The sequence below is a fragment of the Bifidobacterium pongonis genome (genome assembly GCF_019331805.1).
GTDB classification, from domain to species: Bacteria; Actinomycetota; Actinomycetes; order Actinomycetales; family Bifidobacteriaceae; genus Bifidobacterium; species Bifidobacterium pongonis.
Genome location: NZ_JAHBBE010000001.1, coordinates 109,185 through 125,105, shown reverse-complemented (window position 1 = coordinate 125,105; position 15,921 = coordinate 109,185). Strand labels below are relative to the sequence as shown.

General features: G+C 61.8%; 17 protein-coding genes and 2 tRNA genes. 7 read left to right on the top strand and 12 right to left on the bottom strand.

Going from position 1 to position 15,921, the window contains the following annotated elements; all coding sequences use genetic code 11:
• The first annotated feature begins 63 nt into the window (after positions 1-63).
• The 6 genes from KIH75_RS00555 (at position 64) to KIH75_RS00530 (ending at position 6,294) form a co-directional block, all read left to right on the top strand.
• The gene (locus KIH75_RS00555) at positions 64-1,062 is read left to right on the top strand and encodes a DNA-directed RNA polymerase subunit alpha (protein WP_003827266.1); all 999 of its coding nucleotides are present in this window, start codon (positions 64-66) and stop codon (positions 1,060-1,062) included.
• A gap of 84 nt (positions 1,063-1,146) precedes the next feature.
• Positions 1,147-1,614, top strand: a complete 468-nt coding sequence (gene rplQ, locus KIH75_RS00550) for a 50S ribosomal protein L17 (RefSeq protein ID WP_219054965.1) — start codon at positions 1,147-1,149, stop codon at positions 1,612-1,614.
• A 285-nt stretch (positions 1,615-1,899) separates the two neighbouring features.
• A complete protein-coding gene (truA, locus tag KIH75_RS00545) occupies positions 1,900-2,832 on the top strand; it encodes a tRNA pseudouridine(38-40) synthase TruA (RefSeq protein ID WP_219054966.1) in 933 nt (310 codons plus the stop codon).
• Between the two features lie 213 nt (positions 2,833-3,045).
• On the top strand, positions 3,046-5,226 hold the full coding sequence (locus KIH75_RS00540; RefSeq protein ID WP_219054967.1) for a circularly permuted type 2 ATP-grasp protein: 2,181 nt from the start codon (positions 3,046-3,048) through the stop codon (positions 5,224-5,226).
• 58 nt (positions 5,227-5,284) lie between these two features.
• Positions 5,285-6,085, top strand: a complete 801-nt coding sequence (locus KIH75_RS00535) for a transglutaminase-like domain-containing protein (protein ID WP_219054968.1) — start codon at positions 5,285-5,287, stop codon at positions 6,083-6,085.
• 123 nt (positions 6,086-6,208) lie between these two features.
• A tRNA-Ser gene (locus KIH75_RS00530) sits at positions 6,209-6,294 on the top strand.
• Between the two features lie 133 nt (positions 6,295-6,427).
• Here the strand turns inward: KIH75_RS00530 and KIH75_RS00525 are convergent.
• Positions 6,428-6,919, bottom strand: coding sequence for a hypothetical protein (locus KIH75_RS00525; RefSeq protein ID WP_219054970.1), 492 nt, complete (start codon positions 6,917-6,919; stop codon positions 6,428-6,430).
• Between KIH75_RS00525 and KIH75_RS00520 the strand changes: the two genes are divergently transcribed.
• A complete protein-coding gene (locus KIH75_RS00520; protein WP_219054969.1) occupies positions 6,912-7,343 on the top strand; it encodes a hypothetical protein in 432 nt (143 codons plus the stop codon). The two genes, KIH75_RS00525 and KIH75_RS00520, sit on opposite strands and share 8 nt — an antisense overlap.
• A 133-nt stretch (positions 7,344-7,476) precedes the next feature.
• Here KIH75_RS00520 and KIH75_RS00515 read toward each other — a convergent pair.
• The 11 genes from KIH75_RS00515 to KIH75_RS00465 all read right to left on the bottom strand — a co-directional run bounded on the left by KIH75_RS00515 (position 7,477) and on the right by KIH75_RS00465 (position 15,886).
• Positions 7,477-7,562, bottom strand: a tRNA-Ser gene (locus KIH75_RS00515).
• Between the two features lie 123 nt (positions 7,563-7,685).
• A complete protein-coding gene (locus tag KIH75_RS00510) occupies positions 7,686-8,486 on the bottom strand; it encodes a transglutaminase-like domain-containing protein (protein WP_219054968.1) in 801 nt (266 codons plus the stop codon).
• A 58-nt stretch (positions 8,487-8,544) separates the two neighbouring features.
• On the bottom strand, positions 8,545-10,725 hold the full coding sequence (locus KIH75_RS00505) for a circularly permuted type 2 ATP-grasp protein (RefSeq protein WP_219054967.1): 2,181 nt from the start codon (positions 10,723-10,725) through the stop codon (positions 8,545-8,547).
• A 213-nt stretch (positions 10,726-10,938) separates the two neighbouring features.
• The gene (gene truA, locus KIH75_RS00500; protein ID WP_219054966.1) at positions 10,939-11,871 is read right to left on the bottom strand and encodes a tRNA pseudouridine(38-40) synthase TruA; all 933 of its coding nucleotides are present in this window, start codon (positions 11,869-11,871) and stop codon (positions 10,939-10,941) included.
• Between the two features lie 285 nt (positions 11,872-12,156).
• Complete coding sequence (gene rplQ, locus KIH75_RS00495) at positions 12,157-12,624, bottom strand: 50S ribosomal protein L17 (RefSeq protein WP_219054965.1); 468 nt, start codon at positions 12,622-12,624, stop codon at positions 12,157-12,159.
• 84 nt (positions 12,625-12,708) lie between these two features.
• Positions 12,709-13,707, bottom strand: coding sequence for a DNA-directed RNA polymerase subunit alpha (locus KIH75_RS00490; protein ID WP_003827266.1), 999 nt, complete (start codon positions 13,705-13,707; stop codon positions 12,709-12,711).
• 78 nt (positions 13,708-13,785) lie between these two features.
• Positions 13,786-14,184, bottom strand: a complete 399-nt coding sequence (rpsK, locus tag KIH75_RS00485) for a 30S ribosomal protein S11 (RefSeq protein WP_003827267.1) — start codon at positions 14,182-14,184, stop codon at positions 13,786-13,788.
• Positions 14,185-14,266: 82 nt separating this feature from the next.
• On the bottom strand, positions 14,267-14,644 hold the full coding sequence (gene rpsM, locus KIH75_RS00480) for a 30S ribosomal protein S13 (protein ID WP_003827268.1): 378 nt from the start codon (positions 14,642-14,644) through the stop codon (positions 14,267-14,269).
• Between the two features lie 143 nt (positions 14,645-14,787).
• Positions 14,788-14,901, bottom strand: a complete 114-nt coding sequence (gene rpmJ, locus KIH75_RS00475; RefSeq protein WP_003808136.1) for a 50S ribosomal protein L36 — start codon at positions 14,899-14,901, stop codon at positions 14,788-14,790.
• A gap of 21 nt (positions 14,902-14,922) precedes the next feature.
• A complete protein-coding gene (gene infA / locus KIH75_RS00470; protein ID WP_003827269.1) occupies positions 14,923-15,141 on the bottom strand; it encodes a translation initiation factor IF-1 in 219 nt (72 codons plus the stop codon).
• A 178-nt stretch (positions 15,142-15,319) separates the two neighbouring features.
• Positions 15,320-15,886, bottom strand: a complete 567-nt coding sequence (locus tag KIH75_RS00465; RefSeq protein ID WP_219054964.1) for an adenylate kinase — start codon at positions 15,884-15,886, stop codon at positions 15,320-15,322.
• Positions 15,887-15,921: the final 35 nt, after the last annotated feature.

Sequence of the window (15,921 nt, the reverse complement as noted above, 5' to 3'; positions counted from 1 at the left end):
ATTCATCCAACGTGCTTATGTTCGGCGAGTGCACCGCCGTTCAGAAGCTGAAAGGATACCACAGTGCTTATTGCACAGCGTCCGACTCTTACCGAGGAATCGCTGAATCCTCAGCGCTCCCGTTTTACTATCGAACCGCTTGAACCGGGCTTCGGCTACACGCTTGGCAACTCGCTGCGCCGTACCCTGTTGAGCTCGATTCCGGGTGCCGCTGTTACTTCGGTACGTATCTCCGGTGCCCTGCATGAGTTCACCACTCTGCCGGGTGTGCAGGAAGACGTCACCGAGATCCTGCTGAACATCAAGGGCATCGTGCTCACCAGCGAATATGATGAGCCCGTCGTGATGTACCTGCGCAAGAGCGGCAAGGGTGAAGCCACCGCAGGCGATATCACCCCGCCCGCCGGCGTCACCATCGCCAACCCGGACAAGCACATCGCCACCCTCGCCGAAGATGGCGAACTCGAGATCGAGTTCACCGTCGAGCGTGGCCGCGGTTACGTCCCGGCGTCGATGAACAAGCAGGATGCTGACGAAATCGGCCGTATCCCGGTCGATTCCATCTACTCCCCGGTGCTCAAGGTGAGCTACAAGGTCGAGGCCACCCGTGTGGAACAGCGCACGGACTTCGACAAGCTCATTCTGGACGTGGAGACCAAGCCGGCCATTTCCCCGCGTGACGCGGTGGCTTCCGCCGGTTCCACCCTGGTGGAGCTCTTCGGTCTGTGCCGTGAGCTCAACGTTCAGGCTGAGGGCGTTGAGGTTGGTTCCGCTCCCGTTGTGGAAGAAGCCAACCCCGAGCATGCCGTGCCGATTGAGGATCTGAACCTCACTCAGCGCAGCTACAACTGCCTGAAGCGTGAGGGCATCCACACCATCGGTGAGCTTGTCTCCCACACCGAGCAGGATCTGCTCGACATCCGCAATTTCGGTATGAAGTCCATCGACGAGGTCAAGGAGAAGCTCCAGTCCCTGGGGCTTTCCCTGAAGGCTTCGCCGCTCGGCGACTTCGACCCCAATAATCTCGAAGGCGGCACTTTCTTCTCCCCGGAAGACGAGTGATCGCATAACCTTCGACCAACCGCTTGACCGGTTCGGATGTTCGGGCTCTTGCCCACCTGAACCGGCCCGGCAAAAGGAGTAACAATGCCTACACCCAAGAAGGGCCCGCGTCTGGCGTCCAGCCCGGCACACGAGCGCCTTATGCTCGCGAACATGGCTACCAGCCTGTTCCAGAACGGCCGCATCACCACCACGCTGCCGAAGGCCAAGCGCCTTCGTCCGCTGGCCGAGCGCCTGATCACCTTCGCCAAGCGCGGTGATCTGCACTCCCGCCGTCGCGTGATGCGCGTCATCCGCAACAAGTCCGTCGTGCATAAGCTGTTCACCGAGATCGCCGAGCAGATGGAGCAGCGCGAGGGCGGCTACACCCGCATCGTGAAGATCGCCTCCCGTACCGGCGACAATGCGCCTGCAGCCATCATCGAGCTCGTCACCGAGCCGGTGAGCCCGAAGAAGGCCGTCGTCAAGGAAGCCGAAGCCGCGACCAAGGTCGCCGCCGAAGCCGAAGCTCCCGTTGAGGAAGCCAAGGACGAGGCCGAGAAGGCTGAGTGAACCAGTAATTTAGCTGGTTGAAAAGGCTGGGAACCTGCGTGGTTCCCAGCCTTTTTCGTATATGAGGCGGGCTTATGCGCCTCGGGAATCGGGAAGCGGGAATGGGGGAGCGGAGCCGTGACCGCCTCGCCTCGTCGTGCGCGATGCCGTGCCATGCCATGCCGGAGCGTGCCGAATCACGCCATGCCGTGCCGTGCTATGCCATGCCGGGCGGCCTGCTCGAGGCGGTAAGCGAACCGGGTGGTTGCCGCGCGAAGGTTGAGGGAACCCGTACTATGGGTGGTTATGAGACTTCGGATCGATTTGGCATATGACGGCGGGGCATTCTACGGATGGGCCGTGCAACCAGACATTCGCACGGTGCAGGGGGAAGTGGAGCAGGCGCTTCACCGTATCCTGCGTGTCGCCGCCGATGATGCCGACGAGCCGCTGCGCCTGGTGGTGGCGGGGCGTACCGATACGGGCGTGCACGCCAGCCATCAGGTGTGCCATATCGACATCAGCGATGATGTCCTGCAACGGGCGGTCGGGCATATGAAGGTTCCCGCGGTGACCGCTTTGGAACATCGCCTGCAGCGTCTGCTGCCCGCTGACATCGCCATTCACCGCATCAGCGTGGCGCCGGAAGGCTTCGACGCCAGATTCTCCGCGCTGGAACGCACGTACGTGTATCGCATCGCCGACCGCCGAAGCGAAGTCGACCCGCGGCTGCGCGGCTGCGTGCTCCACATCGACGATGACCTCGACATCGAGGCGATGAACCATGCCGCGGCAATGACCATCGGCCTGCATGATTTCGGTTCCTTCGCCACCCCGAATCCGGGAGGCACCACCATCCGCGAAGTCAAGCGTGCGCGATGGACACGCATCGGCACGTCGCCGCTCGTTGCACCGAACGCATCGGAAACCGGCCGGGAAAAAGGCTCGGAAACCGGGTATATCGTGCCGACCTTCGAATCCGGTCTGGTTTGCTTCACCATCGTCGCCGACGCCTTCGCCCGCAATATGGTGCGATCGCTGGTCAACGGCTGCGTACAGGTCGGTCTCGGCAAGCGGGACCTCGACTGGTTCGCGGGCAAAATGGCCGTGCCCAAGCGCGAAGGCAGCACCGGGCCGATCGCGCCGCAGGGATTGACGTTGGAACACGTCGCCTACCCTTCGGACGATCAGCTGGCAGCACGCGCCCAGGCGATCCGCGCGAAGCGCACCCTGCCATGAGCCGATGAACCCATGAAACCCGGACAGACCGTCCGATCGGTCGGCCAGACGGTAGACCCAAGGCGCCGGGCGTTTTTCGGGAATGTTTCCGATGTGCCCGAGCCGTAACAATCCACGGCATTGTTCGGTAACCAACAATCATTACGTTCGCTTCCATCAGAGCATGATGCCCACGGCGGCATGCGTTGCGAGAGGTGGAAGGAGCGTGGAACGATGATCGAATCGGCGGCACGGAAACTGGCCAAGGAACTGGTGCTACGGCGTGAGGAAATCAATAGGGAACTCAGCCGCAACGGCGTGCGCTTCGGCGTATACAAGGACGGTGAATACCATGATCGCCTGTTCCCCTACGATCCGGTGCCGCGCATCATCGAATCCGACGAATTCGATCGGCTCGAAGCCGGTCTCAAACAGCGTGTGCGGGCATTGAACGCCTACCTGCGCGACATCTACTCCGACAAACAGATCATCCACGACGGCGTGGTTCCCGAGGAGTTCGTATACACGTCGGCCGGCTACTACCCGCAGGTGAACGGCGTCACCCCTCCGGGCGGCGTGTTCGCGCACATCGCGGGAGAGGACCTCGTACAAGGCGAGGACGGACGATGGTGGGTGCTGGAGGATAATCTGCGCATTCCCTCGGGAGCCAGCTACCCGCTGTTCGCACGCGACATCGAACGCCGCATCAACCCGCGCCTGTTCCGCGACGTGCATGTACGCGACAACCGCGACTATTCCCGTCTGCTGCGCAAGGCGATGGACTTCGTATCCACGGGCGGCATCGCGGTGGTGCTTTCGCCGGGCCGTTACAATTCCGCCTTCTTCGAACACGCGTACCTGGCCGAACAGACCGGCGCCACGCTCGCCTTCCCGGAGGATCTCGAAGTCGTCGACAATCGGCTGTACTTCCTCGACTATGCGGGCAACCGGCATCGCGTGGGCGTGGTCTACCGCAGACTCGCCGACGATTATCTCGACCCCTTCGCCTTCAACCCCGATTCGGTGATCGGCGTGCCGGGGCTGCTGTCCGCCTACCGCGCGGGCAACGTGTCCATCGTCAACGCGCCAGGCAACGGTGCGGCCGACGACAAGGCCATCTACTATTTCGTGCCGCGCATGATCAAGTACTACTTGGGCGAGGAGCCGATCTTGAGCAATGCGCCCACTTATATGCCCATGTTCGGCGAGGATCGCGCCGAAGTGCTCGATAGGCTCGGCGAACTGGTGATCAAGGATGTGGCCGAAGCCGGCGGCTACGGCGTGGTGTTCGGCAGTGATCTCGGCAAGACGGAGCGCGAGGATCTGGCCGATCGCATCAAGGCCGAACCCCGGCGATTCATCGCCCAGGAGGTCATCCAATTCCGCGACTTGGAAGTGGTCGATTCGGCGACCGGCGAAACCGTGCCGCGCAAGGCCGATCTGCGCGCCTTCGTCATCACCGGCCAGAACACGCACGTCTGGTATTCGGGCCTGACACGCTATTCGTCCGTTCCCGGGCAGATGATCGTCAACTCCTCGCAGGGAGGCGGATTCAAAGACACTTGGGTGCTCGCCCCCGACACGAAGGGCGGCACGCGTCCGGCCAACGAGATCACCTCGGTGAACCTCATCCCGCACGTGCGCAAGCATGCGCTGCAGCTGGTCACGGCATCCAAGGCGGATAACCTGTACTGGCTCGGGCGGTACACCGAACGCGCGTTCACCACGCTGGTGCAGTTCTACCCCTTCTACGACCGCGTGATGGACGAGGACACCGACGCGTTCCGGCCGTTCGCCCACGCGCTCGACCTGCCTGAGGACTTCGAGGATTTCGACGCGTTCATCGAATCGTTCCTGTACGACGGGAACAATCCGGATTCGGTGCGCAGCGCCATCGTATGTGCGTTCAACAATGCGGTGATCCTGCGCCCCGAACTGTCGTCGCGTCTGGTGCAGTACATCGAACTTGCCCTGACGAACATCACCGATGCCGCGGAACGCAGCGCCAACGACGGCGATATCTACGCGCAGCGCGACGTGGCGGACAATATGCTCGCGTTCTGGGGCGGCATCGAGAACTCCTCGGCCGACAAGGAGCTGAAGGCGTTCATCTTCGTCGGCAAATACCTTGAACGCATCGACCTGTACACGCGCTTCCACATGCCGGATGACGACTTGGAAGTGTCGCTGCGCAATCTGGAGGCGTACGCGCATCTCCTCGACGGGCTGCCGTTGCCGCAATGCTTCGCGGACGGGTTGAACTGGCTGCTCGCGCAACTGCCGCAACGAGGCTACGACAGGTTGACCGTCAAGCTTAGGGCGTTCCTCGACGACTTCCGCAAACGCGCCATCATGCACGATACCGCGGAGAAAGGTGCGTTGAGCGCCATGAATATGGACGGCCACCGTCCGTGAACGCGGATGGTGGGATATCGTGAACTCGTATTGCCCGAACGGACTTGGGACATGATCCATGAAGAAATTGGTGTTTGATTACGAGATGAAGCTGAGCTTCAGCTCGCCGGTCACGAACCATCGTTTCCAGTTGCGCTGCATCCCAGCGACCGGACCACGGCAGCAGGTCGTGGACGTCGACATCACGGTGGAACCGCATACCGAACTCGAAACGACCATCGACGCCTTCGATTCCGTGGTGAGCACCGGTTTCATCCCGGAACCGCACACGGTGTTCAACTACCGGGTCACCGGCATCGCGTTCGTGGACAACGCGCATATCAAGGCCGAACGCTACCGGCCCCTATACCGTTTCGACTCGGCGCTCACCATTCCCGGGCCGGCGGTTGAGGCGCTGATCGCGATATGCCGTACCCGTTTGGAGAAGCTGCCGGACGACGCCACGGCGCTCGATCAGGCCGGGGCGATCATGGATGAGGTGTTCAAGGCCTTCGTCTACACGCCGGGCTCCACCACGATCCGCACCACCGCCGAACAGGCGCTCGCGCAGCGCAGCGGCGTATGCCAGGATTACGCGCATGTGATGCTGGCGGTATGCCGCCATTGCGGGCTTGCCGCGCGGTATATCGCCGGACTGCTTGACGGCGAGGGCGCGACGCACGCCTGGGTGGAGATCTACCACAATGGTCGGTGGATCGGATTCGACCCGACCCACAACCGTATGGTGGACGACAACTACATCACCATCGCGCACGGGCGCGATTACCGTGATTGCATGCTCGACATCGGCACGTTCTTCGGCGATGACGTCAAGCAGGATCAGTGGGTGAACGCGTCGGTGCACGAGCAGCTGCTGTGATGCCTGTGCGGTCGCCAAGGCGCGAGGCCGCGCGACGCGACACATGCGACACTTGCGACACTTGCGACACGATTTGCCGTATCGGTTTTTTGTGGCATAATGGACAAGTTGCTTGCAACATTTGGATAAGTGTCCGAGCGGTCTAAGGAGCACGCCTCGAAAGCGTGTGAGGGCGAACCCCTCCGCGAGTTCGAATCTCGCCTTATCCGCAGGTAAAGCCCACCGGTATCCCCGGTGGGCTTTGTTGTATCCGTTTCGTTTTTTCTCAATCGCCTCGTTTCCTCAATCAACGGATTGGTGAACCGGTGAATCCGGGAACGATGGAACGCGACGGAACGCGGGTCAGTCGGCGTCCTGTTCGAGCAGCGCGGCGTCGAACAACGGGTACCCGAGTTCGAAGGCATGCCAGACGTGAGCCGTGGCGGCATCGGCCAGCCAGGCGAGGGTAGCGCGGGACGTGTGCTTCGATCCGGACAACGCTTCGAGATAGGAACGCGCGCAGTTCATTTCGATGGCGGCGACGGTGGATGTCTCGATCTTGTTGGCTGGGTCGTCGATGGTGTTCGGGCTTGCGATCAGATGATCGACCTCATACACCTTCTGACGCGGGTCGGCGCTGGCCCCGGACAGCGAAAACAGGCGTTGCGCCGCGGTCTTGTGCGCGTCGCTGGCAGCCAGGGTGGCCCCGGCGACGCCGCGCGCGGCCAGTACGCCCAGCGAGAAACCGGCGCGATCCTCCTCCAACACGATCTTCGACAATGCATCGGCGTCCATGCTCAACCGCACCAGCGAACCGTAGTCCATGGTGGGTGCGGAGGATACGGTGATGCCCAAACGTGCGGCAAGCACCTGGGCGGTGTATGAGGATCGCGCCGGTTTCTCGCTGGGCGTACTGGCCGCGCGCGGCGTCGCCGGGGCCACCCTGGCTGCCAGCGACGCGCACAAGACCGCGGCGCAACGCCTGTTTTCGCTGTCCGGGGCCAGCGCCGACCCGCGTCAGAAGGTGTATGAGGTCGATCATCTGATCGCAAGCCCGAACACCATCGACGACCCAGCCAACAAGATCGAGACATCCACCGTCGCCGCCATCGAAATGAACTGCGCGCGTTCCTATCTCGAAGCGTTGTCCGGATCGAAGCACACGTCCCGCGCTACCCTCGCCTGGCTGGCCGATGCCGCCACGGCTCACGTCTGGCATGCCTTCGAACTCGGGTACCCGTTGTTCGACGCCGCGCTGCTCGAACAGGACGCCGACTGACCCGCGTTCCGTCGCGTTCCATCGTTCCCGGATTCACCGGTTCACCAATCCGTTGATTGAGGAAACGAGGCGATTGAGAAAAAACGAAACGGATACAACAAAGCCCACCGGGGATACCGGTGGGCTTTACCTGCGGATAAGGCGAGATTCGAACTCGCGGAGGGGTTCGCCCTCACACGCTTTCGAGGCGTGCTCCTTAGACCGCTCGGACACTTATCCAAATGTTGCAAGCAACTTGTCCATTATGCCACAAAAAACCGATACGGCAAATCGTGTCGCAAGTGTCGCAAGTGTCGCATGTGTCGCGTCGCGCGGCCTCGCGCCTTGGCGACCGCACAGGCATCACAGCAGCTGCTCGTGCACCGACGCGTTCACCCACTGATCCTGCTTGACGTCATCGCCGAAGAACGTGCCGATGTCGAGCATGCAATCACGGTAATCGCGCCCGTGCGCGATGGTGATGTAGTTGTCGTCCACCATACGGTTGTGGGTCGGGTCGAATCCGATCCACCGACCATTGTGGTAGATCTCCACCCAGGCGTGCGTCGCGCCCTCGCCGTCAAGCAGTCCGGCGATATACCGCGCGGCAAGCCCGCAATGGCGGCATACCGCCAGCATCACATGCGCGTAATCCTGGCATACGCCGCTGCGCTGCGCGAGCGCCTGTTCGGCGGTGGTGCGGATCGTGGTGGAGCCCGGCGTGTAGACGAAGGCCTTGAACACCTCATCCATGATCGCCCCGGCCTGATCGAGCGCCGTGGCGTCGTCCGGCAGCTTCTCCAAACGGGTACGGCATATCGCGATCAGCGCCTCAACCGCCGGCCCGGGAATGGTGAGCGCCGAGTCGAAACGGTATAGGGGCCGGTAGCGTTCGGCCTTGATATGCGCGTTGTCCACGAACGCGATGCCGGTGACCCGGTAGTTGAACACCGTGTGCGGTTCCGGGATGAAACCGGTGCTCACCACGGAATCGAAGGCGTCGATGGTCGTTTCGAGTTCGGTATGCGGTTCCACCGTGATGTCGACGTCCACGACCTGCTGCCGTGGTCCGGTCGCTGGGATGCAGCGCAACTGGAAACGATGGTTCGTGACCGGCGAGCTGAAGCTCAGCTTCATCTCGTAATCAAACACCAATTTCTTCATGGATCATGTCCCAAGTCCGTTCGGGCAATACGAGTTCACGATATCCCACCATCCGCGTTCACGGACGGTGGCCGTCCATATTCATGGCGCTCAACGCACCTTTCTCCGCGGTATCGTGCATGATGGCGCGTTTGCGGAAGTCGTCGAGGAACGCCCTAAGCTTGACGGTCAACCTGTCGTAGCCTCGTTGCGGCAGTTGCGCGAGCAGCCAGTTCAACCCGTCCGCGAAGCATTGCGGCAACGGCAGCCCGTCGAGGAGATGCGCGTACGCCTCCAGATTGCGCAGCGACACTTCCAAGTCGTCATCCGGCATGTGGAAGCGCGTGTACAGGTCGATGCGTTCAAGGTATTTGCCGACGAAGATGAACGCCTTCAGCTCCTTGTCGGCCGAGGAGTTCTCGATGCCGCCCCAGAACGCGAGCATATTGTCCGCCACGTCGCGCTGCGCGTAGATATCGCCGTCGTTGGCGCTGCGTTCCGCGGCATCGGTGATGTTCGTCAGGGCAAGTTCGATGTACTGCACCAGACGCGACGACAGTTCGGGGCGCAGGATCACCGCATTGTTGAACGCACATACGATGGCGCTGCGCACCGAATCCGGATTGTTCCCGTCGTACAGGAACGATTCGATGAACGCGTCGAAATCCTCGAAGTCCTCAGGCAGGTCGAGCGCGTGGGCGAACGGCCGGAACGCGTCGGTGTCCTCGTCCATCACGCGGTCGTAGAAGGGGTAGAACTGCACCAGCGTGGTGAACGCGCGTTCGGTGTACCGCCCGAGCCAGTACAGGTTATCCGCCTTGGATGCCGTGACCAGCTGCAGCGCATGCTTGCGCACGTGCGGGATGAGGTTCACCGAGGTGATCTCGTTGGCCGGACGCGTGCCGCCCTTCGTGTCGGGGGCGAGCACCCAAGTGTCTTTGAATCCGCCTCCCTGCGAGGAGTTGACGATCATCTGCCCGGGAACGGACGAATAGCGTGTCAGGCCCGAATACCAGACGTGCGTGTTCTGGCCGGTGATGACGAAGGCGCGCAGATCGGCCTTGCGCGGCACGGTTTCGCCGGTCGCCGAATCGACCACTTCCAAGTCGCGGAATTGGATGACCTCCTGGGCGATGAATCGCCGGGGTTCGGCCTTGATGCGATCGGCCAGATCCTCGCGCTCCGTCTTGCCGAGATCACTGCCGAACACCACGCCGTAGCCGCCGGCTTCGGCCACATCCTTGATCACCAGTTCGCCGAGCCTATCGAGCACTTCGGCGCGATCCTCGCCGAACATGGGCATATAAGTGGGCGCATTGCTCAAGATCGGCTCCTCGCCCAAGTAGTACTTGATCATGCGCGGCACGAAATAGTAGATGGCCTTGTCGTCGGCCGCACCGTTGCCTGGCGCGTTGACGATGGACACGTTGCCCGCGCGGTAGGCGGACAGCAGCCCCGGCACGCCGATCACCGAATCGGGGTTGAAGGCGAAGGGGTCGAGATAATCGTCGGCGAGTCTGCGGTAGACCACGCCCACGCGATGCCGGTTGCCCGCATAGTCGAGGAAGTACAGCCGATTGTCGACGACTTCGAGATCCTCCGGGAAGGCGAGCGTGGCGCCGGTCTGTTCGGCCAGGTACGCGTGTTCGAAGAAGGCGGAATTGTAACGGCCCGGCGAAAGCACCACCGCGATGCCGCCCGTGGATACGAAGTCCATCGCCTTGCGCAGCAGACGGGAATAGTCGCGGTTGTCGCGTACATGCACGTCGCGGAACAGGCGCGGGTTGATGCGGCGTTCGATGTCGCGTGCGAACAGCGGGTAGCTGGCTCCCGAGGGAATGCGCAGATTATCCTCCAGCACCCACCATCGTCCGTCCTCGCCTTGTACGAGGTCCTCTCCCGCGATGTGCGCGAACACGCCGCCCGGAGGGGTGACGCCGTTCACCTGCGGGTAGTAGCCGGCCGACGTGTATACGAACTCCTCGGGAACCACGCCGTCGTGGATGATCTGTTTGTCGGAGTAGATGTCGCGCAGGTAGGCGTTCAATGCCCGCACACGCTGTTTGAGACCGGCTTCGAGCCGATCGAATTCGTCGGATTCGATGATGCGCGGCACCGGATCGTAGGGGAACAGGCGATCATGGTATTCACCGTCCTTGTATACGCCGAAGCGCACGCCGTTGCGGCTGAGTTCCCTATTGATTTCCTCACGCCGTAGCACCAGTTCCTTGGCCAGTTTCCGTGCCGCCGATTCGATCATCGTTCCACGCTCCTTCCACCTCTCGCAACGCATGCCGCCGTGGGCATCATGCTCTGATGGAAGCGAACGTAATGATTGTTGGTTACCGAACAATGCCGTGGATTGTTACGGCTCGGGCACATCGGAAACATTCCCGAAAAACGCCCGGCGCCTTGGGTCTACCGTCTGGCCGACCGATCGGACGGTCTGTCCGGGTTTCATGGGTTCATCGGCTCATGGCAGGGTGCGCTTCGCGCGGATCGCCTGGGCGCGTGCTGCCAGCTGATCGTCCGAAGGGTAGGCGACGTGTTCCAACGTCAATCCCTGCGGCGCGATCGGCCCGGTGCTGCCTTCGCGCTTGGGCACGGCCATTTTGCCCGCGAACCAGTCGAGGTCCCGCTTGCCGAGACCGACCTGTACGCAGCCGTTGACCAGCGATCGCACCATATTGCGGGCGAAGGCGTCGGCGACGATGGTGAAGCAAACCAGACCGGATTCGAAGGTCGGCACGATATACCCGGTTTCCGAGCCTTTTTCCCGGCCGGTTTCCGATGCGTTCGGTGCAACGAGCGGCGACGTGCCGATGCGTGTCCATCGCGCACGCTTGACTTCGCGGATGGTGGTGCCTCCCGGATTCGGGGTGGCGAAGGAACCGAAATCATGCAGGCCGATGGTCATTGCCGCGGCATGGTTCATCGCCTCGATGTCGAGGTCATCGTCGATGTGGAGCACGCAGCCGCGCAGCCGCGGGTCGACTTCGCTTCGGCGGTCGGCGATGCGATACACGTACGTGCGTTCCAGCGCGGAGAATCTGGCGTCGAAGCCTTCCGGCGCCACGCTGATGCGGTGAATGGCGATGTCAGCGGGCAGCAGACGCTGCAGGCGATGTTCCAAAGCGGTCACCGCGGGAACCTTCATATGCCCGACCGCCCGTTGCAGGACATCATCGCTGATGTCGATATGGCACACCTGATGGCTGGCGTGCACGCCCGTATCGGTACGCCCCGCCACCACCAGGCGCAGCGGCTCGTCGGCATCATCGGCGGCGACACGCAGGATACGGTGAAGCGCCTGCTCCACTTCCCCCTGCACCGTGCGAATGTCTGGTTGCACGGCCCATCCGTAGAATGCCCCGCCGTCATATGCCAAATCGATCCGAAGTCTCATAACCACCCATAGTACGGGTTCCCTCAACCTTCGCGCGGCAACCACCCGGTTCGCTTACCGCCTCGAGCAGGCCGCCCGGCATGGCATAGCACGGCACGGCATGGCGTGATTCGGCACGCTCCGGCATGGCATGGCACGGCATCGCGCACGACGAGGCGAGGCGGTCACGGCTCCGCTCCCCCATTCCCGCTTCCCGATTCCCGAGGCGCATAAGCCCGCCTCATATACGAAAAAGGCTGGGAACCACGCAGGTTCCCAGCCTTTTCAACCAGCTAAATTACTGGTTCACTCAGCCTTCTCGGCCTCGTCCTTGGCTTCCTCAACGGGAGCTTCGGCTTCGGCGGCGACCTTGGTCGCGGCTTCGGCTTCCTTGACGACGGCCTTCTTCGGGCTCACCGGCTCGGTGACGAGCTCGATGATGGCTGCAGGCGCATTGTCGCCGGTACGGGAGGCGATCTTCACGATGCGGGTGTAGCCGCCCTCGCGCTGCTCCATCTGCTCGGCGATCTCGGTGAACAGCTTATGCACGACGGACTTGTTGCGGATGACGCGCATCACGCGACGGCGGGAGTGCAGATCACCGCGCTTGGCGAAGGTGATCAGGCGCTCGGCCAGCGGACGAAGGCGCTTGGCCTTCGGCAGCGTGGTGGTGATGCGGCCGTTCTGGAACAGGCTGGTAGCCATGTTCGCGAGCATAAGGCGCTCGTGTGCCGGGCTGGACGCCAGACGCGGGCCCTTCTTGGGTGTAGGCATTGTTACTCCTTTTGCCGGGCCGGTTCAGGTGGGCAAGAGCCCGAACATCCGAACCGGTCAAGCGGTTGGTCGAAGGTTATGCGATCACTCGTCTTCCGGGGAGAAGAAAGTGCCGCCTTCGAGATTATTGGGGTCGAAGTCGCCGAGCGGCGAAGCCTTCAGGGAAAGCCCCAGGGACTGGAGCTTCTCCTTGACCTCGTCGATGGACTTCATACCGAAATTGCGGATGTCGAGCAGATCCTGCTCGGTGTGGGAGACAAGCTCACCGATGGTGTGGATGCCCTCACGCTTCAGGCAGTTGTAGCTGCGCTGAGTGAGGTTCAGATCCTCAATCGGCACGGCATGCTCGGGGTTGGCTTCTTCCACAACGGGAGCGGAACCAACCTCAACGCCCTCAGCCTGAACGTTGAGCTCACGGCACAGACCGAAGAGCTCCACCAGGGTGGAACCGGCGGAAGCCACCGCGTCACGCGGGGAAATGGCCGGCTTGGTCTCCACGTCCAGAATGAGCTTGTCGAAGTCCGTGCGCTGTTCCACACGGGTGGCCTCGACCTTGTAGCTCACCTTGAGCACCGGGGAGTAGATGGAATCGACCGGGATACGGCCGATTTCGTCAGCATCCTGCTTGTTCATCGACGCCGGGACGTAACCGCGGCCACGCTCGACGGTGAACTCGATCTCGAGTTCGCCATCTTCGGCGAGGGTGGCGATGTGCTTGTCCGGGTTGGCGATGGTGACGCCGGCGGGCGGGGTGATATCGCCTGCGGTGGCTTCACCCTTGCCGCTCTTGCGCAGGTACATCACGACGGGCTCATCATATTCGCTGGTGAGCACGATGCCCTTGATGTTCAGCAGGATCTCGGTGACGTCTTCCTGCACACCCGGCAGAGTGGTGAACTCATGCAGGGCACCGGAGATACGTACCGAAGTAACAGCGGCACCCGGAATCGAGCTCAACAGGGTACGGCGCAGCGAGTTGCCAAGCGTGTAGCCGAAGCCCGGTTCAAGCGGTTCGATAGTAAAACGGGAGCGCTGAGGATTCAGCGATTCCTCGGTAAGAGTCGGACGCTGTGCAATAAGCACTGTGGTATCCTTTCAGCTTCTGAACGGCGGTGCACTCGCCGAACATAAGCACGTTGGATGAATATTGTCTAGTAGTGCTCAGACGCGACGGCGCTTCGGGGGACGAACGCCGTTGTGTGCTTGCGGGGTGACGTCGGTGATGGAGCCGACTTCAAGACCTGCAGACTGCAGGGAGCGGATAGCGGTTTCACGACCGGAACCCGGGCCCTTCACGAATACGTCGACCTTCTTGACGCCGTGTTCCATCGCCTTGCGGGCGGCGGACTCGGCAGCCATGCCGGCAGCGTACGGCGTGGACTTACGGGAGCCCTTGAAGCCGACGTCGCCACCGGAGGCCCAGGACACCACAGCGCCGGACGGATCGGTGATCGAGATGATCGTGTTGTTAAAAGTGGACTTGATGTGCGCCTGCCCGACCGGGACCGACTTGCGGTCGCGGCGACGAGGCTTGCGCGCGGCTTGCTTCTGAGCTGCCATTGATCCTCGTTTCCTAATAACGAATGTCTTGCTGGCCTACGCGATGAGGATGCACACCTCGTGGCGTATGCCTCGCCACCTATTACTTGGTGGCCTTCTTCTTTCCGGCGACCGTGCGCTTCGGGCCCTTGCGGGTACGAGCATTGGTCTTGGTGCGCTGACCACGCACGGGAAGACCCTTACGGTGACGCTGGCCTTGATAGCAGTTGATCTGAATCTTACGACGGATATCGGCGTCGATCTCACGACGCAGATCGCCCTCGATCTTGAAGTTGGCTTCGAGGTAGTCACGCAGCGTGATCAGCTGCTCGTCGGTAAGATCCTTGACGCGAATATCCGGGTTGATACCGGTCGCAGCAAGCGTTTGCTTCGCACGAGTGCGACCCACACCGAAAATGTAGGTGAGGGCGATCTCGATGCGCTTCTCGTTAGGGATGTCGACTCCGGCAAGACGTGCCATTGCGATTCCTTCTATGCTCCGTAGGTCTTGCACCCTCTCGCCCGGTTATCCGGCACGGGCCTACGTACCCGTGGTTCAACGTCGCTTCCAAGAGAAGGCGTTGTGAGAAAGTGCCTTATTACTTGTGCCGCAGGGAAATCTGCTCAGCCCTGGCGCTGCTTGTGGCGCGGGTTGACACAGATCACCATGACGCGGCCGTGACGACGGATCACGCGGCAGTTTTCGCAGATCCTCTTCACACTAGGGCTGACCTTCATGGTTTTCCTTTACTTGTACCTTTACTTATAACGGTACGTAATGCGTCCGCGAGTCAGATCGTACGGGCTCATCTCGAGCACCACGCGATCCTGCGGGAGGATGCGAATGTAGTTCTTCCGCATCTTTCCGGAGATGGTGGCCAGCACGATGTGCTTGTTCTCAAGTTCAACACGAAACATCGCGTTCGGCAGTGCTTCGACTACCTGACCTTCGACTTCAATCACACCGTCTTTAGCCATTAGCTCCAGTCCATCCTTGTGGGTGCATTACACGGCGCTTCCGAAGAAACACCAACTTGCAAGAATACACAGTAGGGCCCCCAAGATCGCGGACGGCGTGTCACGCGATATTGGGGGCCCTATAGGCCGGCGGGTCTACCCCGCCGTCATGAGTTCGCTACGGCGATCAGACGTCCGTTCAGCGGGCGTCGAGCGCGTCGACAATGTTCTTCTGGATGGCGTCGATCTCGCCAACACCGTCGATGGCGACCAGCTGGCCACGGCTCTTGTAGGTGTCCAGCAGCGGCGCGGTCTCCTTGGCGTAGGTGGCGAGGCGCTTGGCGATGGCTTCCGGCGTGTCGTCGGTGCGGCCCTGTTCCTCGGCGCGCTTGGCGATGCGGGCCATCAGCACGTCATGATCGGCGTCGAGGGCGACCACGGCGTCGAGCGGGGTGCCGAGCTCTTCGAGCATGGCGTCGAGGGCTTCGACCTGGGCGGCGTTACGCGGGTAGCCGTCGAGGATCCAGCCGTTGGCGGTGTCGTCCTGGGCCAGACGGTCCTTGACGATGGAGTTGGTGAGCTCGTCGGGGACCAGCTCGCCCTTGTCGGTGTATTCGATGACCTTGAGGCCGAGCTCGGTCTTGCCCTTGATGTTGGCACGGAAGATGTCACCAGTGGAGATGGCGGGGATGCCGTAATGCTCGGCGAGCAGTGCGGCCTGGGTGCCCTTGCCGACGCCCTGGGGGCCCATGATCAGCAGACGCATGAGGGTTCTCTTTCTATGTTGGATTCTGTTGTGTG